The organism is Nevskia sp., assembly GCF_021732705.1.
GTDB lineage: Bacteria > Pseudomonadota > Gammaproteobacteria > Nevskiales > Nevskiaceae > Nevskia.
The window spans coordinates 41,479-64,335 of the sequence record NZ_JAKFUM010000014.1; the positions used below are offsets into that span (position 1 = coordinate 41,479).

The 22,857-nt window shown below is 67.5% G+C and carries 20 protein-coding genes; 7 read left to right on the plus strand and 13 right to left on the minus strand.

The window, feature by feature from the left end; genetic code table 11:
- Positions 1-5 precede the first annotated feature (5 nt).
- From QZ951_RS16210 to QZ951_RS16235, 6 genes are all read right to left on the minus strand, one after another.
- Complete coding sequence (locus QZ951_RS16210) at positions 6-1,199, minus strand: hypothetical protein (RefSeq protein WP_293002447.1); 1,194 nt, start codon at positions 1,197-1,199, stop codon at positions 6-8.
- Between the two features lie 37 nt (positions 1,200-1,236).
- Complete coding sequence (locus QZ951_RS16215; RefSeq protein WP_293002449.1) at positions 1,237-2,604, minus strand: type II and III secretion system protein family protein; 1,368 nt, start codon at positions 2,602-2,604, stop codon at positions 1,237-1,239.
- 95 nt (positions 2,605-2,699) lie between these two features.
- Positions 2,700-3,725, minus strand: coding sequence for a Flp pilus assembly protein CpaB (gene cpaB / locus QZ951_RS16220; protein ID WP_293002451.1), 1,026 nt, complete (start codon positions 3,723-3,725; stop codon positions 2,700-2,702).
- A 94-nt stretch (positions 3,726-3,819) separates the two neighbouring features.
- Positions 3,820-4,281: a TadE family protein gene (locus QZ951_RS16225; RefSeq protein WP_293002453.1), complete on the minus strand. Its 462-nt coding sequence runs from the start codon at positions 4,279-4,281 to the stop codon at positions 3,820-3,822.
- A gap of 2 nt (positions 4,282-4,283) precedes the next feature.
- Positions 4,284-4,745 (minus strand): prepilin peptidase, encoded by a 462-nt coding sequence (locus QZ951_RS16230; RefSeq protein ID WP_293002455.1) that lies wholly within the window; start codon positions 4,743-4,745, stop codon positions 4,284-4,286.
- 23 nt (positions 4,746-4,768) lie between these two features.
- Positions 4,769-4,948, minus strand: coding sequence for a Flp family type IVb pilin (locus QZ951_RS16235; RefSeq protein ID WP_293002457.1), 180 nt, complete (start codon positions 4,946-4,948; stop codon positions 4,769-4,771).
- A 204-nt stretch (positions 4,949-5,152) separates the two neighbouring features.
- On the opposite strand from QZ951_RS16235, the gene QZ951_RS16240 reads away from it, so the two are divergent.
- A complete protein-coding gene (locus QZ951_RS16240; protein WP_293002459.1) occupies positions 5,153-5,992 on the plus strand; it encodes a symmetrical bis(5'-nucleosyl)-tetraphosphatase in 840 nt (279 codons plus the stop codon).
- A gap of 27 nt (positions 5,993-6,019) precedes the next feature.
- Here QZ951_RS16240 and QZ951_RS16245 read toward each other — a convergent pair whose 3' ends face one another.
- The 4 genes from QZ951_RS16245 to rluD form a co-directional block, all read right to left on the minus strand.
- A complete protein-coding gene (locus QZ951_RS16245; protein WP_293002461.1) occupies positions 6,020-8,497 on the minus strand; it encodes an MMPL family transporter in 2,478 nt (825 codons plus the stop codon).
- Positions 8,497-9,528: a YCF48-related protein gene (locus QZ951_RS16250; protein WP_293002464.1), complete on the minus strand. Its 1,032-nt coding sequence runs from the start codon at positions 9,526-9,528 to the stop codon at positions 8,497-8,499. The genes QZ951_RS16245 and QZ951_RS16250 overlap by 1 nt, the downstream gene beginning before the upstream one ends.
- 147 nt (positions 9,529-9,675) lie before the next feature.
- A complete protein-coding gene (pgeF, locus tag QZ951_RS16255) occupies positions 9,676-10,410 on the minus strand; it encodes a peptidoglycan editing factor PgeF (protein ID WP_293002466.1) in 735 nt (244 codons plus the stop codon).
- A 45-nt stretch (positions 10,411-10,455) separates the two neighbouring features.
- Positions 10,456-11,406: a 23S rRNA pseudouridine(1911/1915/1917) synthase RluD gene (gene rluD, locus QZ951_RS16260; protein ID WP_293002468.1), complete on the minus strand. Its 951-nt coding sequence runs from the start codon at positions 11,404-11,406 to the stop codon at positions 10,456-10,458.
- Positions 11,407-11,490: 84 nt separating this feature from the next.
- Here rluD and QZ951_RS16265 point away from each other — a divergent pair, with 84 nt between their 5' ends.
- Positions 11,491-13,032 (plus strand): outer membrane protein assembly factor BamD, encoded by a 1,542-nt coding sequence (locus tag QZ951_RS16265; protein WP_293002470.1) that lies wholly within the window; start codon positions 11,491-11,493, stop codon positions 13,030-13,032.
- 54 nt (positions 13,033-13,086) lie between these two features.
- Here the strand turns inward: QZ951_RS16265 and QZ951_RS16270 are convergent, their stop codons facing one another.
- The 3 genes from QZ951_RS16270 to sucC form a co-directional block, all read right to left on the minus strand.
- Positions 13,087-14,727: an NAD+ synthase gene (locus tag QZ951_RS16270; RefSeq protein WP_293002472.1), complete on the minus strand. Its 1,641-nt coding sequence runs from the start codon at positions 14,725-14,727 to the stop codon at positions 13,087-13,089.
- Between the two features lie 93 nt (positions 14,728-14,820).
- Entirely contained in the window at positions 14,821-15,690 is an 870-nt protein-coding gene (sucD, locus tag QZ951_RS16275) for a succinate--CoA ligase subunit alpha (RefSeq protein WP_293002474.1), read from the minus strand.
- Positions 15,691-15,813: 123 nt separating this feature from the next.
- Positions 15,814-16,977 carry an ADP-forming succinate--CoA ligase subunit beta gene (sucC, locus tag QZ951_RS16280; RefSeq protein ID WP_293002476.1) on the minus strand — a complete coding sequence of 388 codons (1,164 nt, stop codon included), beginning with the start codon at positions 16,975-16,977 and terminating at the stop codon, positions 15,814-15,816.
- Positions 16,978-17,179: 202 nt separating this feature from the next.
- Between sucC and QZ951_RS16285 the strand changes: the two genes are divergently transcribed.
- From QZ951_RS16285 to QZ951_RS16305, 5 genes are all read left to right on the plus strand, one after another.
- The gene (locus QZ951_RS16285) at positions 17,180-17,395 is read left to right on the plus strand and encodes a hypothetical protein (protein WP_293002478.1); all 216 of its coding nucleotides are present in this window, start codon (positions 17,180-17,182) and stop codon (positions 17,393-17,395) included.
- Positions 17,396-17,410: 15 nt separating this feature from the next.
- The gene (locus QZ951_RS16290; RefSeq protein ID WP_293002480.1) at positions 17,411-17,818 is read left to right on the plus strand and encodes a VOC family protein; all 408 of its coding nucleotides are present in this window, start codon (positions 17,411-17,413) and stop codon (positions 17,816-17,818) included.
- The gene (locus QZ951_RS16295) at positions 17,815-19,404 is read left to right on the plus strand and encodes an ATP-binding protein (protein WP_293002482.1); all 1,590 of its coding nucleotides are present in this window, start codon (positions 17,815-17,817) and stop codon (positions 19,402-19,404) included. The genes QZ951_RS16290 and QZ951_RS16295 overlap by 4 nt, the downstream gene beginning before the upstream one ends.
- Before the next feature lie 20 nt (positions 19,405-19,424).
- Entirely contained in the window at positions 19,425-20,777 is a 1,353-nt protein-coding gene (locus QZ951_RS16300) for a sigma-54 dependent transcriptional regulator (RefSeq protein ID WP_293002484.1), read from the plus strand.
- 151 nt (positions 20,778-20,928) lie between these two features.
- A complete protein-coding gene (locus tag QZ951_RS16305; RefSeq protein WP_293002486.1) occupies positions 20,929-22,812 on the plus strand; it encodes a DUF885 family protein in 1,884 nt (627 codons plus the stop codon).
- Positions 22,813-22,857 lie beyond the last annotated feature (45 nt).

Here is a 22,857-nt window from a genome sequence, read left to right on the forward strand (position 1 = left end):
CCCGCTTACCCGAGTATGCGGTCGAGGAAACCCTGTGGCGGCGTCGAGACCTTCATCTCGCCCGACAGCAGGGTACCGGCCAGTTCGCGGATGCCGGCGCAGTACGGATCCTTCTTCGCGAGCGTGAACAGCGGCTCGCCGGAATTCATCGAGAGAATGCGGTTGAAGCTTTCGGTCTGCAGCGCCGACACCAGCGGCAGCTCGAACAGCTCGGCCAGATTGCGCGGTTCGAGCCCGAGCCGGCGACGGTAGTTGTCGACCACCAGCGAGGTTCGCTCCAACGAGCATTCCTGCGCCCGCAGCGACCGCAGCAGATACTTGTTGTGGCGCGACTTCAGGATCGACTGGTCCGACAACAGCAGGCTGCGATCGGCAAGATCGACGAGCCCGGCCACGGCAGACACCGGCGCATGGCCATCGATCGCGATCACCGTCACCGCGAACAGGCCGCGCAGCACCTGCATCAGCTTCAGCAACTGCTCGGCATCGAACTGCGCGCGGCCCAGCAGGTCTTCCGGCAGGCTCAGCACATAAAGGCCGCTGGCATGCTTCGGAAACGCGGTGTCGATCAGCGTCTGGTCGCAGCGATGCGCGTCGTTGACGGCATCGAGCACGTTGTAGGTCGGGTTCAGGTTCAGGAAGATTGCGGCGGCACCGGACGGTGTCGCCAGATCGACCAGCAGCGCCCGCTCGCCCGGCGCCAGACGCTCGACGATCGCCAGCGCCAGATGCTCGGCGAAGAACGCGATCGATTCGTGCGGGTGACCCGACAAGGTCAGGAACAGGCGACCCGCCTTGGCCGGAGCCGCCGTCGCGGCGGTCGCCGCGCTGCGCTTCAGCAAGCGCGCGATCTGCGCGCCCAGCTTGTCGTCATCGCGCCCGCGAACGAAGAAATCGCGAGCGCCCGCGCGCATCGCATCGAGCACGCAATCGGCGCTGGCATTGTCGCCGAGGCCGACGATCGGAACATGAAGATGGCGCTCGTGCAGCTGCTCGACGAGGCTCGCCCGAAGCATCGCGTTCGCGTTCCGGAATTCGCAGAACACGAGGCTGAAGCGCGAGTGCGCCTCGATCTTTTTCAGGAGATCGCTCGGGTCGCTGCCCGAAATCAGCACGGTTTCGAGGTTGGCGCCCTCCGCGTCCTGCAGCCAGAACTCGAACGACGGGTCGTCGGCGATGACGAGTACTTTGGTTTTCATGGCAGACCGGCGTGCAGGTTCTGGTCCAGCGCCGGAGCTATTTGCTGTAGCCGGTATCGGCGTCCTGCCCGAAGTCGCCGGTTTCCAGAAACATGGTTTCGGCAAAGTTCGGACGGTAACGGTCCGTGCCCTCGCCCGGCAGCGGCGGCAGCGCCGTGCCCTTGGCGATCGGCCGCACGAGGTGCGGCGTGATCACCATCACCAGTTCCTTTTCCGTGCGATCGATCCGCGTGCTGCGGAAGAACGCGCCGAGCACCGGGATGTCCCCGAGCCACGGCACCTTGTCGACATTGTTGGTCAGGTTGTTGCTGACCAGCCCGCTGAGGACGAAGGTTTCGCCGTCACCCAGTTCAACGGTGGTATCGGTCCGGCGCACGATCAGGCCCGGGATCGTCGTGCCGGAAATCGTGATCGCGTTGGTGAAGTCGAGATCGGAAACCTCGGGCGCAACCTTGATCGCGATGCGGTTGTTCGAAAGCACGGTCGGCGTCAGGTTCAGGCGCACACCGAACTCGCGGAACTGGATCGTGATCGTGCCATTGCCGGTGCCGCTGCTCTGCGGGACCGGATACGGGAACTCGCCGCCCGCCAGGAAACTGGCAGTCTGGCCGCTCAGTGCCGTCAGGCTTGGCTCGGCCAGCACTCGCGCCAGACCCTTGCGCTCCAGCACGCTGAGAATGCCGGTGTAGCCGTTGTTGCCGAACAGGATGTTGAAGGCATCACCGATCGGCAGGAACCCGGTCGCGCTGCCGAAGGCCGCGTTCGCGGCGCCCGACAGCGGCGCTTGCGCCAAGGTGGCCGGATTGGAAACGCTGCCGACGCTGTTGCCGATCTTGAACAGGTTGATGCCGTACTGCTGCAGCGAACGGCGGTTCACCTCGACGATGCGGACATGGCTCGTCACCTGGGTTTCGCCGGCAACGACGCTGCGGTCGACGGCCGGCAAGTCCTTCGTGCCCGGCCCCGCCGACAGCGTGGCGCGGCGATGCGCGAGCAGATTCGGCGTGCTGCCATCGAGACTGCCGGTGGGCTGGACGCTGAGCTTCGACAGTTCGGGATCGGCGCTGGCCGGCGCCCCGACACTGATGCGGTATTCGGTTGGCTCGCTGCCCGACTTGCCCTTGCCGCCACGGGTCCAGACCAGCAAGGTCGTGACGCCGGCCGACTTGCCATTGATCAGCAATTCGCGGCCGTTGACCAGATTGACGTCGGCGATCTTCGGATCGCCGACTGCAAGGCGCGAGACCGCGCCCTTGGCTCGAACCAGCTTGTGCGTGCCGGGCTCGACGGCGAGGGACTCGACCGGTGTCTGCGCCGACACGACCGGCGCATGGGAGGCTGCAGCCACGGTTAGCGCCGCGACGGCGACAACCTTGAACAGCCGTTGGCTGATCGAAACGCTCATCTGCATGCCCCAACCCCTTGCCATCCGCACTCGAATTGTCTTCTCTGCCATCGCCGGACTCGGACTCTGCTGCAGCGCCTGCAACGACCGTGACGTCATGGCGCCACCGTTTCCAGCTTCGAGCCGCGATAGATCTCGACCCGCGGCGGTGGCGCCGGCCGACCGGCAGCCTTCGCTTTCTTGCTCTTCGGGGCGAGTTCCGCCAGTTCGGTCGCCGTGATCACCTGCAGCGCGGCCAGTTCGGCTTCAGCCTCGGCACGCGCCTTCGCTTCTTTGCTCAGCGGCAACGCGCTGATGCCGGGGTCCGCGGTGGCGGTGCTCGGGGCGACGCCGGCCGGATCGCCGGTCGCGGGAGCGGCCGCGACCGTGTCTGCCGGCTGCTCGCCATGCAAGGCAAGACGCAGTTCGCCGTAGCTCGATCCGAGCAAGACCTTGGTCACCATCGGTTCCGGAATCGCCAGCACCGCCGTGCGCTCGCGGATGCGTTGCTGGTTCTGCTTTTCCTGCTCGTTCTGATCGATCCCCTTCGGCGGCTCGACCAGATGCTCTTCATACGCAAGCACCCGGATATCGCGAATCAGCACGCGCGCCTGCGTGGCGATGTCCTCCGCCTTGTTCTGCTCGCCTGTCGGCGTGTCGTTGACCGACTTGATGTAGACCAGTACATCGACGATGTCGCCCGGTCGAATGAAGCCGCCCACGCCGACAACGTTGTCCACCTTCAGTGACAGCGCGCGGAACCCGGGGGGAACGCCGCGCGCGATCAGGTTGGAATCCTTGAAGAAGCGCGGCACCACTGGCGCGCCGGCATCGATGTCGAGCAGTGGCGTGCGGCCGATCGCATCGTTGACGTTGGCGAAGTACTCGGTCGGTGCGATCGTGACCGGCGCCAGCGTGACGGCATCGGCCGTGATCGGAACGTTCGCAGCCAGCGGACGCGTGGCAATGACGACCAGGATCTGCGGAACCGCTGGCGGTTGCGCCGCAGCCTCGCTCTGCTGCTGGGCGCGGCTGGCGCTTTCGGCAAAATTGCGGGTCATCTTCCGTCCCGCGAACGCGAGGACGATGGCGAGCACCCCGAGAACAATCGCGACAAGTCGAATCGCGTTGCTATTATTCATGCGTTCTCCGCTCCCTAAAACGCTGCTGCGTGATCGCAGCTTATCCGATCTATCTGTGTTTTTTCAGACCGTTACCGGTCCGCTGCCGCAATTCTCATGAAATCAGTCCGATCGCCGTCGCGACCAGCTGATCCGGAAAAGCCGGCACCTGTCCGACCAGCGGCAGCGTGATCCGCGGGAACACCGGTGGTGCCACCAGACTGTAGGTCACCGTCACCGAAAAACTGTTCGGATTCGGCGGCGCCGGAAACGAGATTCCGAGGGCCGGCGGCAGCGGCAGCACGCCGTTGGCGGTGATGCTGTTGTTGATCGCCTGCGTCGCCGTTGCCTGCAGACCGCTGGTGTAGCCGCCCGCAACGGTCGACGACACCGAAACCGCAGCCCGAATGGCCTGCTCCGCCGCGAAGTTGATGCGCTGCTGCAGGAAGTAGATGTAACCGTAGGTCACGCCGGCATAGACGATCGAAAACAGGATCGGAAAGACGAACGCGAACTCGATCACCGTGGCGCCGCGCTGGCGCTCCCGCCGCTGCGTCTGCTTTCTGGAAATGCCCATTTTCAAATACCCCCGAATGATCCGGACAGAATCAGATGTGCCACGAAACCTGCGCTGATCGCTACCGCGGCCGGAAGCCGCCGCGCCAGCGGCTCACGCCATCTTGACCACGCCCACGCCGCGGTCGAGATCAGGCCCAGTGCCAACGCCGACCACAAGATTATCTGAAGAATGCCAGCGAGTCCGCACAGCAGGCCAATGACCGCTGCATATTTCACGTCCCCGGCGCCCAGCTGGCGCATCAGGTAACCGGAAAACGGAAGAACGGCGCCGACCGTCATCCCGAACAGCGCGTCAGTTGCGCTTGTCCCGAGGATGCCGTGTCCCTCGGTCAGCTGAATCACGGCCGCGACGACAAACACCGGCAGCAGAAACGAATTGGGCACCCGTCGTTGCCGGATATCGCTTCCGGCAACCACGAGTGCCCAGAACACCAGCGCCCCGGCGGACCACGCCTGCGGCATGGACCAGGGCAGATGCTGCGCGATCAGCGCGCGGCGGCAGTGTTCAGATTGCTGCTGATCGTCGTGAAGATCGTGCTCAGGCTGGTCCCGGTGCTCATCAGGATGCCGACGATGACAACAGCGATCAGGCCGACGATCAGGCCGTATTCGACGGCGCTGGCACCTTCGTCGTCGCGCAGGAAATTCTGGACTTTCTTCAGCATGGGGATACTCCGGATCCGAGTCGTTCTTGAGGGCGGTTCGGGCGTGTCCTGCCCGTGGAACAAACCTTAGCGGAGGGTCCCGGAGGCGTCAAAGCAACTGAAACCCGCCATTCGTACCGCTCATCGGCTATGGTTCGGCCCGCTGGACCGAGACCTGCAAGGCGGCGACTGCAAGACCCGCGAACGAACGGAGACCGAAACAAGGTGGCGACTTACGTGATCGGCGACATCCAGGGCTGCAACGAGGCGTTGCTTCGCCTGCTCGATCACCTGCGCTTCGATCCCGCGATCGACGCGCTGTGGCTGGCCGGCGATCTGGTCAACCGTGGTCCGGATTCAGCCGGAACGCTGCGGACCGTGATCAGCCTCGGCGAACGTGCCGTGTCGGTGCTCGGCAACCACGATCTGCACCTGCTGGCGGTCGCGGCCGGCGGCAAGCGCGGCCGGCGCGACACGCTCGACGACGTGCTCGAAGCGCCCGATCGCGAAGCGCTGCTCGGCTGGCTGCGCCGCCAGCCCTTGACCCATCGCAGCGCCGACAACCGCTGGCTGATGCTGCATGCCGGCCTGCCCCCCGAATGGACCGTGGCGGATGCCGAACGCGCCGCGCGCGAAGTCGAGGCGAGCCTGCGTGGCGACGATGGCGACGAGCTGCTCGCCCGCATGTACGGCGATCAGCCGGAGCGCTGGCAGTTGAACCTCACCCGTTGGCCACGGCTGCGCTTCGCGATCAACTGCCTGACCCGGCTGCGTTATTGCAGCGAGGATGGCGTGCTCTCGCCGGAACCGAAAGGCGCGCCCGGGAGCCAGCCGCCCGGACTGCTGCCGTGGTTCGCCGTGCCCGGGCGTCGCAGTGAAGGCCAGCGCATCGTGTTCGGACACTGGTCTACCCTGGGTCGGGTGCACTGGCCCGAACATCAGGTCTGGGGGCTGGATACCGGCTGCGTCTGGGGCGGCCGGCTGACTGCGCTGCGGCTCGACGACGAGCGTCTGTTCAGCATCGACTGCGAGCAGTATCGGCGCCCCGGCGTCGATGCTGACTGAGCTGCAGCCGCAGCGTCCGGCGCGGGCTCAATAGCGCGGGACAACGATCTCCGGCTTGCGCTCGGTCAGCAGGAAGCGGCCGATGGCTGGCAGCAGCAGCCAGCTGCACAGCCCATGGACGGCAACCGCAGCGATCATCAGCAGGACTGCCTGCCGGCCGTCGCCCGTCGCCGCGAGCCCGGCCAGCCCACCCGCCATCAGTGCGAGGCTGGCGGCGAGCACCGCCCGCCCGGCGCCATCAAGCGACCGCGTCCACGCCAGCGCCACCGCCGCACCGCCCGCCATGGACTGACGCAAGTCGCTGAACAGCAGCAGATTGGCAACCAGTGACACGCCTAGCAGTGCGACCAGCTGCGGCAGCCCGACGGCGGTGATCGGGAGGCCGAGGAGCGACATCAGCGCCTGCATCACGACCGTCGCCAGCACCGTCGGCACCAGGATCGCGATCACGCTCGCCGCATCGCCCAGCAGCCACCACACCGCCAGCGCAAGCACGGCGAGCAGCCCGATCAGCGCCTGCACGGACACGTCCGCCAATGCCTCGCGGGCCGCCAGCCGCTGTCCGGCCGGGCCACCGGCCAGCTCGGCCTGAACCGGGCACGCAAGCCCGAGATCGAGGCGTGCCTGCGCCTTCGTCAGCGATCCGGGATCGGTTCTCGCCTTGCGCTGCAGCGCGCAGTACGCGGCATCGACATCCTTGTGGATGTCGTAGAACTCAGCGGCATTCGAGCCGTTGAACGCCGTGACCCGCTCGGCCAGTGCCGCCAGCGTCACGGGCCGCTCGTCGTTCAGGAAGAGCTGGATCGGCAGTTCGGAGCAGTCGCCATTGAAGAGCCGGTTCTCGACCGGGATCGGCGCGATGGCCTGGGTCAAGGTCTCGCGATTGCGCGCCAGAACCCGGAACTTGGGCGAGCCTTCCGAGAACGCGGTCAGCACGCGGCGCGTCGCCTGCGGCAGCGACGCTGTGCCGCTGACACCCGGCACGTTCGCCAGCTGCCACGCCAGCCGATCCACCTGCTCCAGCGTCTCGGCCCGGGTGCAGGAATCGGGCGCAGTGGACACGCGCACCGTCAGCCGATGTGCGCTGCGCGGAAACTGGCGAGCGATGGCCGCGGCATCGGCCGGATACCGGCTGGCACTTGGGAACCCTGCCTGATCGGCGGCAAGGCCTGCTGACAGTTCGCGCGATTGCCAGGCGCTGCCGCCGAAGATCATCGCCGCGACGATCAGCACGCCGATCGCCGGCACCCAGCCGGTCACCGCTCCGCCAATCGCTACCAGCGGCGCCAGCAGATCGCGGCCGCCGGAAGCCGATCGCGCTGGGGCCGTCGTGCCGACGCGACTCAGCAGCAGCGGCAACAGGCTGCCATTGACGATGACGACGGCAACAAGGCCCAGTGCCACCGCGAGCGCGGTCTGCCGCAGGAGTGGCAGCTTGGCGATGACGGCCAGTGCGAACACCGCTGCGGCGGTGGCCAGCAGCGCCGACGCTGCCGGGATCGCCAGCCGCCGCCAGCTCTGCAGGCTGGCTTCGAAGCCGGAACGATGGCCGCCCGCCGCTTCGCGTCGCCAGCCGACGGCAACCTGCGCACCCTGCAGCACCGCCGCCGCCAGCGTCACCAGCACGACGCCGATCGCCTGCGGATCGAGCGCTGCGCCGACGAGTTTCAGCAGCCCGAGCTGCCAGGTCACCGCAACCAGCGCGCCCGCCGAGACCAGCAGGCCCAAGGTCGGCGACCCGAGCAAGGTCATCAGCACGATGGCCATCACCGCCGCGCCGATCGCCGCCGGCCGTGCCAATGCCGGCAAACCTGCTTCGAGCGCGACAGCCAGTGCCGGGCCGCCGCTGACTGCGACGCTGAAATCACTGCCGGCGCTGCCGATCACGGCACGCGCCGCAGCATCGAGCCGACGCGCAAGCTGACGGCGCTCGGCGGCCGTCGCACCGGCCCGTGCACGGGCTTCGATCAGCGCGCTGCGCTGGTCGGCACTGACGTACTGCCCGATCAGTTCGGCATCGATGACGCTGGCGCGGATCTTTGCGAGTTGCGGAGGCGTCGCCGCCGTCGGCACGAAGTCTTCCGGGATCACGCTGGCGCCGCGATACGCGCCCTCCACCACCTCGACGTAGCGCAACGCCGGCGAGAACAGCGAGCGCACCGAGGCCGGGTCGATGCCCGGCATCGCGCCGACCGCTTCGGTCAAGGTCTTGAGCCGGAACAGGAATCCGGCTGTGTACAGATCATTGCCGCGCGTGCTCAGGGCGATGCGGATGCGGCCGGGCGCGTCGGCGGGATCGGCCGGATCGGCGTCAGCGCCATCCTGAATCACGGTCGACGCAACATGCTCGCGATCATCGGCAGCGGTCACCGTCAGCCGGGTGGCCTGCCAGCCGAGCAGCACGGTCAGCAGGGCCAGCAGGGCCAGGGTGAACGGCCGGCGAGCGAAGATCAGCGGTTCGATTGCGCGAACGAGGCGGACATCCAGCGGCAGACGCGCGGCCATCAGCGCACCCGCCCGAGCGACTGCAGGCCGCGCTCGCCGCTGACGACGAGGCTGGACTGCCACAACGTCGCCGACGAATACGCGGTGCCGGATTCCCCGGTCAGCTTTCGGGTGGCGAGGCTGGCGGGGTCCGCGATGACGATCGTGCCGTTGTCGCCGACCAGCGCGATGCGCGCGCGGTCCAGCGCGGTACAGCCGTAGAACGCGGCCGACGTGCCGGTGTCGAGCGCGCGCCAAGCGCCGGCGCGAACATCCCGCGTCAGGTAGGCCTTGCCGCGCAGGCCGCAGACCAGCGCACCGCCGCCGGGTACCGCCACGGCGCCGAACAAGGTCGAATTCACCGGCGATTTCAGGCGCTTCCAGGTTCGGCCCCGATCGCTCGACAGCACCAGCCGCCCCTGTTCGCCGGTCACCAGCAGATCGCCGTCGGCGAGCCGGGTGATGCTGTAGAGATTCAGCTCGTCGGTGTCGAAGGCCGGCGACGACACCGGTTCCCAGTTGCCGCCCCCGTCCTCGGTCCGCAGCACCAGCCCGAAACCGCCGACGGCGAATCCGGTGTTCGCGTCGAGGAATTCGATGTCGAGCAGCGGCTTTTCGAGCTCGGGCTGGAAGTTCTGCAGTTGCCAGGTCTTGCCGCCGTCGACCGTCGCGACGACCACCGCGTCATGCCCCACCGCCCAGCCATGCTCGGCGTCGACGAAGCGCACGGCGGTCAGCGCCGAGCGCACCGGCACCGTCACCTGTGCCCACTTCTGGCCATCGATCGACGCGAGGATGTGACCGCGATCGCCGACCGCGATCAGGCGCTTGCCGGTGTCCACGACATCGAGCATCAGCCCTTTCGATGCCAGCGGCTCGAGGTCCGCAGCGCGCGGCTGGTAGATCGGCGTCGGCTCCGCTGACGGTGCGGCGGCGTCTTGGGCACGCGCGCCGCCGATGGCGACTCCGATCAGGCTCAGCGCCGCGACGGCCAGCAGGAGATGCCGCGACGACGGCAGGGCAAGCACGGGACGGTCAGGCGTGGCGGGCATTCGGAATCAGGACGGGCGGCTTAGAACGGCGGGCGCAGTCGCGCGGAATCGGTGGCTGGCGCCGTGGCGATCGCGTCATCGGCCGCCGTTGTAGCAAACGCGCGGCCTCGCTGTCTTGGCGCGCGCCGCATTCCGCCCTGTCGCGGCTCAGCGCGCGATCCAGATCGTCGCGACCATCCGGCCGCAGATGCCATCGCGACGGAACGAGTAGAAGCGCGCCGGATCGGAATACGTGCAGATGCCGCCGCCGTGAACCTGAGTGACGCCAGCGACGGCCAACCGCTGGCGCGCGAGGGCGAACAGATTGGCGCGGTGCTTGCCCGGTGTGCCGGTCGGCCGGAAGTTCTTCGCCGCGTCGGCGTCGACCGCGACGAACGCGTTGCGCACGTCGTCCCCGACTTCGAAGGCGTCGGGTCCGATCGCCGGACCCAGCCAGGCGATCAGCCGAGACGGCGGCACCGGCAGCGCCGCGACGGTGTTTTCAAGCACGCCGCCGGACAACCCGCGCCAGCCTGCGTGGGCGGCGGCGACCACCGTGGCGTCGAGATCGCAGAACAGCACCGGCAGGCAGTCGGCCGCCTGCACCGCGCAGACCACGCCCGGTCGATCGGTCCACGCGGCATCGGCATCGGGCTCGGCCGGTTCGTGCGGCACGCGGACCACGCGCGAACCGTGCACCTGATGAATCCAGTCCGGCGTCTGCGGCAGCTTCAGCGCCGCGAACAGCAGCCGCCGGTTCTCGCTGACGTTGTCGCTGTCATCGCCACTGCTGCGGCCGATGTTCAGACCGGCGAAGCGGCCCTGGCTGATGCCGCCTTCGCGGGTCGAACAGGCAGCGCGGATCGCGGCAGGTGCCGGCCAGTCCGGAATGATCGGGTTCATCGCTTGCGACCTCGGTTCGGGCGCGGTCGCTGTCCGACCGCCGAGTCAGGCTTGTGCCGCGCGCAGCCGATCCAGCAGGCGCTGCATGTCCGGCGGGGCTTCCGCCGAAAAGTGCAGCTCCTCGCCCGTGATCGGATGTTCCAGACGCAGTTCGCGGGCGTGCAGGGCCTGTCGCGGGAAGCCGTTCAGGGCCTTGCGCAGGTCCTCGCCGATGTTCCGGCCGCGCGTGACCTTGCCGCCGTAGACTGCGTCGCCGACGATCGGATGCAGTATCTGAGCCATGTGCACGCGAATCTGATGGGTGCGCCCGGTTTCGAGCTTGACCCGCAGCAGCGTGTGATGGGTGAAACGCTCGCTGACCCGGTAGTGCGTCACCGCCGGGCGCCCCTCGCTGACCACCGCCATCTTCAGGCGATTGCGCGGATCGCGTCCGATGGGCATGTCGACCGTGCCGCCTGCGGTGACCGCGCCGTTGACCACGGCGTCGTACTCGCGGTTGATCTCGCGTGCCGCCATGTCCGACACCAGCCGGGTATAGGCCTCCAGCGTCAGGCCGACGATCAGCAGGCCGCTGGTGTCCTTGTCGAGCCGATGGACCAGCCCGGCACGCGGCAGCAGGTCGGTCTGCGGAAAGCGGTGCAGCAGCGCGTTCTGCATCGTGCTGTCGGCCTGCCCGGCACCGGGGTGCACGGTCAGGCCCGGCGGCTTGTTGATGACGGCGATGTCGTCGTCCTCGTAGACCACGTCGAGCGGAATCGCCTGCGGCTTGTCGTTGCCGGCCAGCGGCTGCTCGTCGACGGTGAGATCAAGCTGATCCCCGGCCGCCACCGGCTGCCGCGCCTTCTCGGGCACGGCGCCATTCACGCGCAGGTCACCCGACTCGATCCAGCTTTTCAGCCGGCCTCGCGAATACATCGGGAACAACTGTGCGGCCACGGCGTCCAAACGCTGGCCGGCGAGGTGATCCGGCACCGCCGCCTGCTCGGTGCGGCTCATGAGCGGCACGTCCTGCGCCGCGGCTGGGGCCGGCAGCCATCGGCTATACTCGATTTTCGACTCAACTCGCTGATTCTCCGCGTAATGACCAAACGCTCCTTCCGCGGCCTGTCCGCTCCGCGTGCCCTGCGTGTTCTTGGCATCGTGTCGCTAGCCGTCGCCGTCACGGCCTGCTCGTCCAAGACGCCTCGTGCCGATCGTCCGGACAACCCGTTCCGCACCGGTCAGCAGGATGGCCCGGGCTCGACGACGCCGCAGTCCGAGAAGGCGCTGAAGCTCGAAGCGAGTCAGGCGTATCGACTCGCCCACGATGCGCTGCAGACCGGCGACTACGAAACCGCGAACAAGCGCTTTACGCAGCTGATTGCGCGGTATCCGTTCACCGAGTACTCGACCCAGGCCGAGCTCGAGAAGATCTTCGCGCAGTATCGCAGCTTCCAGCCGGATGAAGCGGTGCTGGCGGCCGATCGCTTCCTGCGCGAACACCCGCGCCATCCGCGCGCGGACTACGTGCAGTACCTCAAGGGCCTGACCAATTCCGCCCGCAGCAACGGCATCAGCGACTTCCTGCCGCTCGACACCAGCAAGAAGGACGTGCTGAACGAGCGCCGCGCGTTCGATGACTTCGCCCTGCTGCTGCAGCGCTATCCCACCAGCCTGTACGCCGGCGATGCCCGCAAGCGGATGGTCTATCTGCGCAACCGCATCGCATCGCACGAGCTGTCGATCTTGAAGTTCTACGTCAAGCGCCAGGCCTGGGTCGCGGTGTCGAAGCGCGCCGAGAACCTGATCGCCGAATATCCGGGCGCGCCCGCCACTGCCGAAGCGCTGACCTTGCTGAAGCTGAGCTACAGCAAGCTCGGTCTGAAGCCGCAGTCCGAAGACATCACGAAGATCATCGCGGCGAATACCAACTCCATCCGCTTGGCCGATGCGCGCCCGCCGAAGCCGGGGCCGCGCAGCGTCGTCGGCGAAGACGGTGCGGTGGTCTCGGCGCTGGTCGTGCCGAGTGCCTCGGCCGCCCCGGAGGCGGCGCAGGCCGCAGCCGCAGCACCGGAAGCACCGGAAGCACCGAAGGGCTTCTTCGGCCGCATCGGCAGCTTTTTCGATGCGCTGAACAAGACGTACACGATCGGCAAGGACGATGCTGCGGCTGCGCCGGCCGCTGCCGCGACGGCCACCCGTTCCGCCAAGCCCGCGGCGTCGTCGAACGACACGCCGTCCGCCTCGCTGACCACCGGTCCGTACAGTGGTCCGGACACGGTGATCGAGATCGCGCCGGCAACCCCGTCTGCCGCGCCGGTGCCGACGGCCGGGCCGACGCCCGCCGACGGCGCGCCCAAGAGCCCCGGCAACGTGCTGGCTGCGCCTGCCCCCCCGCAGCCGCCGGCCGATGGCGCGCCGAAGTCACCGGCGGCCTCCGCCACGAAGCCGAAGGAGAAAGGCGGCTTCCTCGATTTCCTGAACAAGTCTTACGACATCGGCGGATCGAAAAAGAAGCCTGATGCGGCGGCGCCAGCGGCAGACGGCGCCACGCCGGCCGCCGCGGATGCCACGGCTACGTCGGCCGACCAGGCGGGTGAAGAAAAGACCGAAACCCCGAAGCCGGCCGACGCCGGCCAGTGACGCGCCGGGTTCCACCGCCGACGATCGTCCAGCGGTGGAATCCGGCAGCTCGGCTCAGCGGTCGCCGTAGACCGCGGTAATCGGATAGCGCCGCTCGCGCCCGAACGCGCACGGCGTGACCTTCGGCCCCGGCGGCGCCTGCCGGCGCTTGTACTCCGAACGCCGCACCAGTCCGGCCACGCGCCGGACCGTCGCCTCCTCGAAACCCATCGCCACGATTTCCGCGATCGACAGGCTGCGTTCGACGTAGGCCTCGAGAATCGGGTCCAGCACCTCGTAGGGCGGCAGCGAGTCGGAATCCTTCTGGTCCGGCCGCAGCTCGGCGGTCGGCGGACGGGTGATCACGCGCTCCGGAATCACCGGCAGCCCCGGCGGCGATATCGCATTGCGATAGCGCGCGAGGTCGTAGACCAGCGTCTTGTAGACGTCCTTGATCGGCGCGAAACCGCCGCACATGTCGCCGTACAGCGTGGCGTAGCCGACCGCCATCTCGCTCTTGTTGCCGGTGGTCAGCACCACGCTGCCGAACTTGTTCGACAGCGCCATCAGCAGCACGCCACGACTGCGCGACTGCATGTTTTCCTCGGTCAGATCGATCGGGCGATCGCCGAACAGCGGTGCCAGGGTCTCGTTGAATGCGCTGAACGGCTTTTCGATCGGCAGCACCGAATAGCGGATGCCGAGCCGTTCGGCTTCGATCCGGGCATCGTCGTTCGACATGTCGAGCGTATAGCGTGACGGCAGCGACACGGCCCAGACCTTGTCCGGTCCGAGCGCATCGGCGGCGATCGCGGCGATCAGCGCCGAATCGATGCCGCCGGACAAACCCAGCAGCACGCCGGGAAAGCCGTTGCGCGTGACGTAATCGCGCGTCGCCTGCACCAGCGCCCGATAGACCTCGGCCGGCGTTTCGAGCGCTTCACGCACGTCGCCACGTGGCACCACACCCTCGAGCGTGATCGGAAACACGCCTTCGGCAAACAGCGGCGCGCGGAAGGCGACGGCGCCATCGGCCGTGATCGCGGTCGAATCGCCGTCGAACACGATGTCGTCCTGGCCGCCCGTGCAGTTGACGTAGACGATCGGCAGTCCGGTTTCCGATGCCCGCTGGCGCAGCACGGCGAGTCGTTCGGCCGGCTTGCCGATGTTGTAAGGCGAGGCGTTGATGTTCAGCAGCAGCTCGGCACCGGCGGCCTTCGCCAGACGCGCCGGACCTTCGCCCCAGATGTCCTCGCAGATGCACAGGCCGATCGAGCGGCCCGCAAGTTCGAACACGGTGGCGGTGGGCGCGCCGGCGCGGAAGTGGCGCTTCTCGTCGAACACCCCGTAGTTCGGCAGCAGCTGCTTGCGGGCGCGGGCGATCAGCACGCCGTCGCGGTAGACCGACGCGGCGTTGTACAGCACGCGCGCAGTCCCTTCGGCAACGTATTCGGGATGGCCGACGACGATGTCGATGCCGCGCGCCGCCTCCGCAATCTTCGCCAGGCCTGCTTCGATCGCCGCGGGAATCGCGGAGCGCAGCAGCAGGTCGTCCGGCGGATAGCCGATCACGGCCAGTTCCGGTGTCGCGACCAGCGATGCACCGAGCGCGTCGCGGGCATGAACCGCCGCGGCGATGATCTTCTCGACATTGCCTTCGATGTCGCCGACCCAGAGGTTGAGTTGGGCGGCGGCGAGGGTCAGCGGCTTGTTCATCGGCATTCCAGAAAGCGAGCGTCGTGCCCGGCACGATAAACGAGAAAGGGCGCGACGAATCGCGCCCTTCCCGGACATCGCACCGCTGCGGGATTACTTCAGCAGCGACTTCATCGCCGCGCCGAGATCGGCCGGCGAGCGGACGGTCTTCACGCCGGCCGCTTCGAGCGCTGCGAACTTCTCGTCTGCCGTGCCCTTGCCGCCGGCGATGATCGCGCCGGCATGGCCCATGCGCTTGCCGGCCGGCGCGGTGACGCCCGCGATGTACGCGACGACCGGCTTCTTGATGTGCTGCTTGATGTAGGCCGCCGCCTCTTCTTCCGAGGAGCCGCCGATTTCGCCGACCATGATCATGCCGTCGGTCGCCGGATCGGCTTCGAAGCGCTTCAGCACGTCGATGAAGCCCAAGCCGCGCACCGGGTCGCCGCCGATGCCGACGCAGGTCGACTGGCCGAGGCCGTTCTGGGTCGTCTGGTGCACGGTTTCGTAGGTCAGCGTGCCCGAACGGGAGACGATGCCGATGCGACCCGGCTTGTGGATGTGGCCCGGCATGATGCCGATCTTGCACTCGCCCGGCGTGATCACGCCCGGGCAGTTCGGACCGATCAGCACGCAGTCGCGGCCGGCAAGTGCCGCCTTGACCTTGACCATGTCGTTCACCGGGATGCCTTCGGTGATGCAAATGATGACCTTGATGCCGGCATCGGCGGCTTCGAGGATGGCGTCGGCGGCGCCCGGCGCCGGCACGTAGATCATCGTCGCGTCAGCGCCGGTGGCGGAGACGGCGTCGTGCGCGGTGTTGAACACCGGCAGGTTGAGATGTTTGGAACCCCCCTTGCCCGGCGACACGCCGCCGACCATCTGGGTGCCGTAGGCAATCGCCTGTTCGGAGTGGAAGGTGCCCTGCTTGCCGGTGAAGCCCTGGCAGATGACGCGGGTGGCTTTGTTGATCAGGATGCTCATGTTTGTCGCTCGCGGAATTCGTGGAAAGGAGTCAAGCGTTGGCGCGTGGTGCAGGCCGGGCCCGGCAGCGCCGGGCGTTCGCCGGGCCGGTCTGACATCGCGTCAGTCCGGCACGACGGCGGCTCACCCCTTGGCCAGCTTGACCACCATCTGCGCGGCTTCGGTCAGATCCGACACCGGCGTGACGGCGAGGCCGCTCTCGCGCAGCATCGCCTGACCCTTTTCCATGTTCGTGCCCTGCAGGCGCGCGACGACCGGAATCTTGAGCCCGACCTGCTTGACCGCGGCGATGATGCCTTCGGCGATCAGATCGCAACGGACGATGCCGCCGAAAATGTTGATGAAGATCGCCTTCACTTCCGGGCTGGCGGTGATCAGCTTGAACGCTTCCGTCACCTTCTCGGCCGTGGTGCCGCCGCCGACATCGAGGAAGTTGGCCGGCTGGCCGCCGTGGAGCTTGACGATGTCCATCGTCGCCATCGCCAGACCGGCACCGTTGACCATGCAGCCGATGTCGCCTTCGAGGGTCACGTAGTTCAGGTCGAACTTGGCGGCGGCGCGCTCGCGCTCGTCTTCCTGCGCCGGATCGCGCATCTCGGCGATCGCCTTCTGGCGGTACAGGGCGTTGTCGTCGAAGTTCAGCTTGCCGTCGAGGACGAACAGGTTGCCTTCGGCGGTGACGATCAGCGGGTTGATCTCGACCATGCTGGCGTCGAGTTCGGTGACCACGCGGTAGACGCCGGCCAGGATCTTGGTGAACTGGTCGGTCTGTTCCTTGGTCAGGTCCATGAAGAAGCCGAGTTCGCGGGCCTGATAGGCCTGGAAACCGGCGGCCGGGTGGATCGTGATGGTCTTGATCTTTTCCGGGGTGTGCTCGGCCACTTCCTCGATGTCCATGCCGCCGGCGGCGGAGGCCATCAGGATCACGCGCTCGCTGGTGCGATCGACGAGGGCGGACACGTACAGCTCGCGGGCGATGTTCGACGGCTTCTCGATCCACACCGAGTTGATCGGCAGGCCCTTGGCGTCGGTCTGCTTGGTCACCAGCATCTTGCCGAGCATGGCCTTGGTCGCTTCCTCGGCGGCATCGGCGCCGTTGACCAGCTTGACGCCGCCGGCCTTGCCGCGACCGCCGGCATGGACCTGGGCCTTGACCACGACCTTCTCGGTGCCCAGCTGCTTGGCCACGGCGCGGGCCTGCTCAGGGCTTGTGGCGAGGCCGCCCTGCGGCACCGGAATGCCGAAGCGCGCAAAGATTTCCTTCGCCTGATACTCGTGCAGATTCATGCGTCCCCCAAAGGATGACCGGCTCGCGCCGGGCGATGGCCACCGATCGGGGCCACCAGGTGTGCGGATTTGATACAGCCTCGCGTGCGAGCCTTGGCTCGGGGAGGCTGATGGCGGCGCATTCTCCCTTAATCGCGGGGTGCAGGCAAAGCATGCACGCGGCTACACTCGGGTCATCCTTGTCACTGTTCGTGCGCTCGCCATGGCCTTTCTGATTCGCGTCCTGCTGCTCGCCGGCATCGGCTGGCTGCTGTATCGGGCCTACATCCGCTGGCAGACCACGCAGAACCAGCACCGCGGCGCGCCACCGCCGGAAAAATTCGAGCCGATGAGCCGCTGCACCGGCTGCGGCCTGTATCTGCCGTCGCAGAGCCTGTCGCCGTCGCAGCGCTGCGGCTCCTGCGAGCAGAAGCGCTAGCACGTCGCCGCCGCCATGTCCGGTCCCGCCCGCGCCGGTGTCTTCATCTACGCCAAGGACCTCCCGGCGATGACGGCGTTCTACCGCGCGCTGCTGGCGATGACGGTGATCCACGAGGACGCGACGCTCGCCGTGCTGCAATCGCCCGACCTGCAGCTGGTGCTGCACGCGATTCCGCCGGCGATCGCGGCGGACATCGTCATCTCCCGCCCGCCGGTGCCGCGTGAGGACTGCGCGCTGAAGTTCTTCGTCAGCGTCGATTCGCTGGCCGCCGCGGCCCTCACCGCTGCAGCACACGGCGGCGACGTGTCCGGGCCGCGGTGGCCCGGTCCCGGTTTCGTGATGACCAATGCCTGCGATCCGGAAGGCAACATCTTCCAGCTGCGCGAACCGGCTCCGGCTGCCGGCGCCACGGCGTCTTGAACTATCTGGAACAGGATCGCTTCGTCGATCCGGAAGACTGGCGCATCCTGCGAACGCTGGCCGCCTACCGGCTGGTGCTGGTGGCCCTGCTGATCGGCGTGCACCTGTTCTCGCTGGAATCGTATTTCTTCGATCGCGCCGAACCCGGCCGCTTCTTCGGCATCGCGCTCGGGTATGCGGTGCCGGCGCTGGCACTGATGGCGGCTTCGATTGCGCGGGTGCCGCGTCTGGCTCCGCAGGCGCATCTGGCGTTCGTCGTCGACACGCTGGCCATCGTGCTGCTGATGGTCGCGGCACGCGGCGTGTCGTCCGGCCTTGGCGTGCTGCTGATCACGCCGGCCGTGGGCTGCAGTCTGGTGCTGCCGCTGCGCCTCGGCCTGCTGCACGCCGCACTCGGCACCTTCGCGGTGTTCGGCGCGGAGCTGTGGCGGCAATCGCAAACGCATTTCGAAGGCTCGGACATCGCCACTGCCGGCCTGCTCGGCCTGATGCTGTTCGCCACCGCGATCGGCGCCGGTGCCGTGGCCCAGCGGGCGCGCAAGAGCGAGGCGCTGGCCGCGCGCTTCGGCGACGACCTCGCCAACCTGTCGCGGCTGAACGAGCGGATCATCGAAAGCATGGAAACGCCGGTGCTGGTGATCGACGAGGAACGTCGGCTGCGCCTGCAGAACGCCGCCGGCCGGCGACTGCTCGGCGGCCTGAGCCTGGACGGCCGCGAACTCGCCACCGCGCTGCCAACGCTGTCGTCGGCGCTGAACCACTGGCAGGAAACGCCGAACCGCGACCCGGAACCGATGGTGCTGACGCCGGGCGGTCCGGAGCTGCTGCCGCGCTTCTCCCGGCTCGGCTTCAATGCCTGGGCGCCGGTGCTGGTGCTGCTCGACGACTCGGCCCGCGTGCGCGAGCAGGCCCAGCAGCTGAAGCTGGCGGCGCTCGGACGACTGTCGGCCGGCATCGCCCACGAGATCCGCAATCCGCTGTCGGCGATCCGGCATGCCGGCCAGCTGCTGGCCGAGTCGCCCGGGATTCCGGACGAGGATCAGCGGCTGCTGGAGATGATCCAGCGCCACACCACGCGAATCGACAAGATCGTCGAGGACGTGCTGCGGCTGTCGCGGCGCGATGCCGCCAGCCCGCAGACCCTGCTGCTGCGCGGCTTCCTCGAGCGCAGCATCGCCGTCTATGCCGAAGGCTGTCCGGACAGCGCACGCAGCATCGTGCTCGACTCGGTATCGGAATCGCTGGCCGTGCGCTTCGATCCGAACCATCTGCAGCAGGTGCTGCACAACCTCTGGCAGAACAGTTTCGAGCACGGTGCCGATGACGGCCGCAGCATCGGCGTGCGGCTGGAAGCCGGGCGGATCAATCCGGGCCAGCGCCCGTATCTCGACGTGATCGACAACGGCCGCGGCATTCCCGATGCCGTGCGCGAGCAGATTTTCGAGCCGTTCTTCACCACCGCCCGTCGCGGGACCGGTCTCGGGCTGTATCTGTCGCGAGAAATTTGTGAATACAATCAAGCACGTCTGCTGCACATTGCGCAGGAATCGGGCACCCGCTTCCGCCTGATCTTCGCCACGGCCTGATTGCCCGACCCGCCACGACCATGAGCAAAGCCCACGCGCTGATCGTCGACGACGAAGCCGATATCCGCGAACTGCTGGAAATCACGCTGTCGCGAATGGGCCTGCGGACGCAGGCCGCCGGCACCGTCCGGGAAGCACGGGCGCTGCTGGCGGAACACAGCTTCGATCTGTGCTTCACCGACATGCGGCTGCCGGATGGCAATGGCGTGGAGCTGGTGGCGCACATCCAGAAAAAGCATCCGGGTGTGCCGGTGGCGGTGATCACGGCCTACGGCAGCGCCCAGACCGCGGTCGAAAGCCTGAAGGCCGGCGCCTTCGATTTCGTCTCCAAACCGATTGATCTGGGCCAGCTGCGCAAGCTGGTCGACACCGCGCTGAAGCTCAAGAGCGCTGCCGAAACGAGCGATGGCGGCCTGCTCGGCGCCACGCCGGTGGTGGAGGCGCTGCGCGCGCTGATCGACCGCCTGGCCCGCAGTCAGGCGCCGGTGCACATCACCGGCGAATCCGGCACCGGCAAGGAACTGGTCGCGCGCCTGATCCACGATCGCAGCCCGCGTGCCGATGCGCCGTTCGTGCCGGTCAACTGCGGCGCGATTCCGGCGGAACTGATGGAGTCGGAGTTCTTTGGCCATCTGAAGGGCAGCTTCACCGGCGCCACGCGCGACAAGGCCGGCCTGTTCCAGGCCGCGGAGGGCGGCACGCTGTTTCTCGATGAAGTGGGCGACCTGCCGCTGCACATGCAGGTGAAGCTGCTGCGCGCCCTGCAGGAGCGCGCGGTGCGGCCGGTCGGCGCGGAAACCGAGATTCCGGTCAACGTCCGCGTGATCTCGGCAACGCACAAGGACCTGAGCCAGCTGCTGGCGCAGGGCACGTTCCGCCAGGATCTCTACTACCGCCTGAACGTGATCGAAGTCCGCACCCCGCCATTGCGCGAGCGGCGCGAAGACATTCCGCTGCTGGCCTCGGCGATTCTCGCCCGGCTTGCCAAGTCGAACGGCCTTGCGGTGACGCCGCAGCTGGAGCCGTCTGCCCTCGCGCGCCTGTGCGAGCACACGTTTCCGGGCAATGTCCGCGAATTGGAAAACGTGCTCGAACGCGCCGTGACCCTGAGCGACGGCCTCCGCATCGCCGCCGGCGACCTGCAGTTGCGGGGCGATGCGCCGGCGACTGCGGCTTCGCCCGCACCATCGCTCGGCCCGACCGTGGCGACCGCAGCGCCGCACGATCTGGAAGGCCAGATGGAAGACATGGAGCGCCGCGCGATTCAGGAAGCGCTGGAAAAGGCGCGCTACAACAAGACCAAGGCGGCGGCGCTGCTGGGCATGTCGTTCCGGTCATTGCGCTATCGAATCAAGAAGTTGAACATCGAGTGATAGCTGCGTCGCCGGGACCGAACCGCTGCCGTGCGGTTCGCGGCGCAGCCGAGGGATGAAGGACCGTCTGGTCCGGCATCGAACAGGCGCGCCGGAGGCATCGGCCCCGTTCTTGCCGGTCCGCTTGCTGCCACAAATCTGGGGAAACCGTTTGAAAGCCACCCATTGGTCATCCGCCGCTGCGCTGATCTTCCTGAGCCAGGGCCTGTCCGGCTGCAGCAGCCATGCGAAGAAGCATGAAACCGCCGTCACCGTGCCGCCGGCGGTGCTCGCGCTGACGCCGCCGTCGACCAAGGTCGACCCGGCCAAGCAGTTGTCGACCTTGCTGGCCGACGAGTGGCAGCGCAGCCTCGCCGCCAATCCGGAGCAGGCTTCGCTGCTCGGCGATCATCGTTACGACGATCGCTGGACCGATGCCAGCCTGGCCGCGATCGAGGCCAGCAACCGCGCCGACACCGCCGCGCTGCAGAAGCTGCTGGAAATCGACCGCGAACGCCTGCCGCCGGCCGACCAGCTGAACTTCGACCTGTTCCGCCAGCAGCTCGAGCGCAGCATCGAAGCGTTCCGCTATCGCGGCTTCGTGATGCCGATCAACCATCTCGGTGGCGTTCAGACCGCGAACCAGATTGCCGAAGTGCTGCAGTTCCAGACCGTGGCCGACTACGACAACTGGCTGAAGCGCATCGAGACCATCGATGTCGCCGTAGACCAGACCATCGAGTTGCTGCGTGCCGGCCTCGCCGAAGGCCGCACGGTGCCGAAGGTGATCATGCAGCGGGTGCCGGCGCAGATCGACAAGCTGCTGGTCAGAAAGCCGGAAGCGAACCCGTTCTACCAGCCGTTCGTGAAGTTCGCCGACGGCATTCCGGAAGCCGATCGCAGCCGGCTGACCGCGGCTGCGCGCGCCGCGATCGTCGCCAAGGTGATGCCCGCCTACCAGCGCCTGCAGAAGGTGGTGACGACCGAATACCTGCCGAAGTGCCGCCAATCGATCGGCCTGTCGGAGCTGCCGGATGGCCGCGATGCCTACGCCTTCGCGGCGCGCGCCAGCACCACGACGATGCTGTCGCCGGACGAGATTCACGAGATCGGCCTGAAGGAAGTGGCGCGGATTCGCGCAGAGATGGATGGCATCCGCCGCAAGGTCGGTTACGGCGGCAGCCTGCCATCGTTCTTCCGCTACCTGCGCAGCGATCCGAAGTTCTTCCACCGCAATGGCGAGGAGCTGCTGACTTCGTACCGCGACATCGCCAAGCGGATCGATCCGGAACTGCCGAAGCTGTTCGGCAAGCTGCCGCGCCAGCCCTACGGCGTGCGCCCGATTCCGGCGGCCATCGCGCCGGACACGACCACCGCGTACTACCAGCCGGGTGCGGCCGATGGCTCCCGCGCCGGAAACTTCTACGCCAATCTCTACAAGCCGGGCTCGCGACCGAAGTGGGAGCAGGAAGCGCTGACCGCGCATGAAGCCGTGCCGGGGCATCACCTGCAGATTGCACTGCAGCAGGAATTGGTGCGCGATGCCGGCGGCACCCTGCCCGAGTTCCGCAGCCAGGTCGATTTCACCGCGTTCGTCGAAGGCTGGGGCCTGTATTCCGAAAGCCTGGGCCCGGAACTCGGGCTATATCAGGACCCGTATTCGAAGTTCGGTCAGCTGACCTACGAGATGTGGCGCGCCGTGCGGCTGGTGGTCGACACCGGCATGCACGCCAAGGGCTGGAGCCGGCAGCAGGCGATCGACTTCTTCAAGGCCAACACGCCGCGCGCCGAACTCGACATCGTCAACGAGATCGATCGCTACATCGCCTGGCCCGGTCAGGCGCTGGCGTACAAGATCGGCGAGCTGAAGATCAAGGAACTGCGCGCGCGCGCCACCGACATGCTGGGGCCGAAGTTCGATATCCGCGGCTTCCATGACGTGGTGCTGGGCACCGGCGCGATCCCGCTGAGCCTGCTGGAAAAGAACGTCGATGCCTGGATCATCGAGAAGAACGGTGGCATGGTCGTGAAGCTGCGCGGCAGCGCGCCGAAGTGAGTCGCGGCTCGATACGCGCTTTGTTCCCGACGACAGGACGTCTCC

Coding starts and splice junctions, on each gene's coding strand:
- QZ951_RS16210 (WP_293002447.1), bottom strand. CDS start 1,199: ATGAAAACCAAAGTACTCGTCATCGCCGACGACCCGTCGTTCGAGTTC.
- QZ951_RS16215 (WP_293002449.1), bottom strand. CDS start 2,604: ATGAGCGTTTCGATCAGCCAACGGCTGTTCAAGGTTGTCGCCGTCGCG.
- cpaB (WP_293002451.1), bottom strand. CDS start 3,725: ATGAATAATAGCAACGCGATTCGACTTGTCGCGATTGTTCTCGGGGTG.
- QZ951_RS16225 (WP_293002453.1), bottom strand. CDS start 4,281: ATGGGCATTTCCAGAAAGCAGACGCAGCGGCGGGAGCGCCAGCGCGGC.
- QZ951_RS16230 (WP_293002455.1), bottom strand. CDS start 4,745: ATGCCGCAGGCGTGGTCCGCCGGGGCGCTGGTGTTCTGGGCACTCGTG.
- QZ951_RS16235 (WP_293002457.1), bottom strand. CDS start 4,948: ATGCTGAAGAAAGTCCAGAATTTCCTGCGCGACGACGAAGGTGCCAGC.
- QZ951_RS16245 (WP_293002461.1), bottom strand. CDS start 8,497: ATGGCCGCGCGTCTGCCGCTGGATGTCCGCCTCGTTCGCGCAATCGAA.
- QZ951_RS16250 (WP_293002464.1), bottom strand. CDS start 9,528: ATGCCCGCCACGCCTGACCGTCCCGTGCTTGCCCTGCCGTCGTCGCGG.
- pgeF (WP_293002466.1), bottom strand. CDS start 10,410: ATGAACCCGATCATTCCGGACTGGCCGGCACCTGCCGCGATCCGCGCT.
- rluD (WP_293002468.1), bottom strand. CDS start 11,406: ATGAGCCGCACCGAGCAGGCGGCGGTGCCGGATCACCTCGCCGGCCAG.
- QZ951_RS16265 (WP_293002470.1), top strand. CDS start 11,491: ATGACCAAACGCTCCTTCCGCGGCCTGTCCGCTCCGCGTGCCCTGCGT.
- QZ951_RS16270 (WP_293002472.1), bottom strand. CDS start 14,727: ATGAACAAGCCGCTGACCCTCGCCGCCGCCCAACTCAACCTCTGGGTC.
- sucD (WP_293002474.1), bottom strand. CDS start 15,690: ATGAGCATCCTGATCAACAAAGCCACCCGCGTCATCTGCCAGGGCTTC.
- sucC (WP_293002476.1), bottom strand. CDS start 16,977: ATGAATCTGCACGAGTATCAGGCGAAGGAAATCTTTGCGCGCTTCGGC.
- QZ951_RS16285 (WP_293002478.1), top strand. CDS start 17,180: ATGGCCTTTCTGATTCGCGTCCTGCTGCTCGCCGGCATCGGCTGGCTG.
- QZ951_RS16290 (WP_293002480.1), top strand. CDS start 17,411: ATGTCCGGTCCCGCCCGCGCCGGTGTCTTCATCTACGCCAAGGACCTC.
- QZ951_RS16300 (WP_293002484.1), top strand. CDS start 19,425: ATGAGCAAAGCCCACGCGCTGATCGTCGACGACGAAGCCGATATCCGC.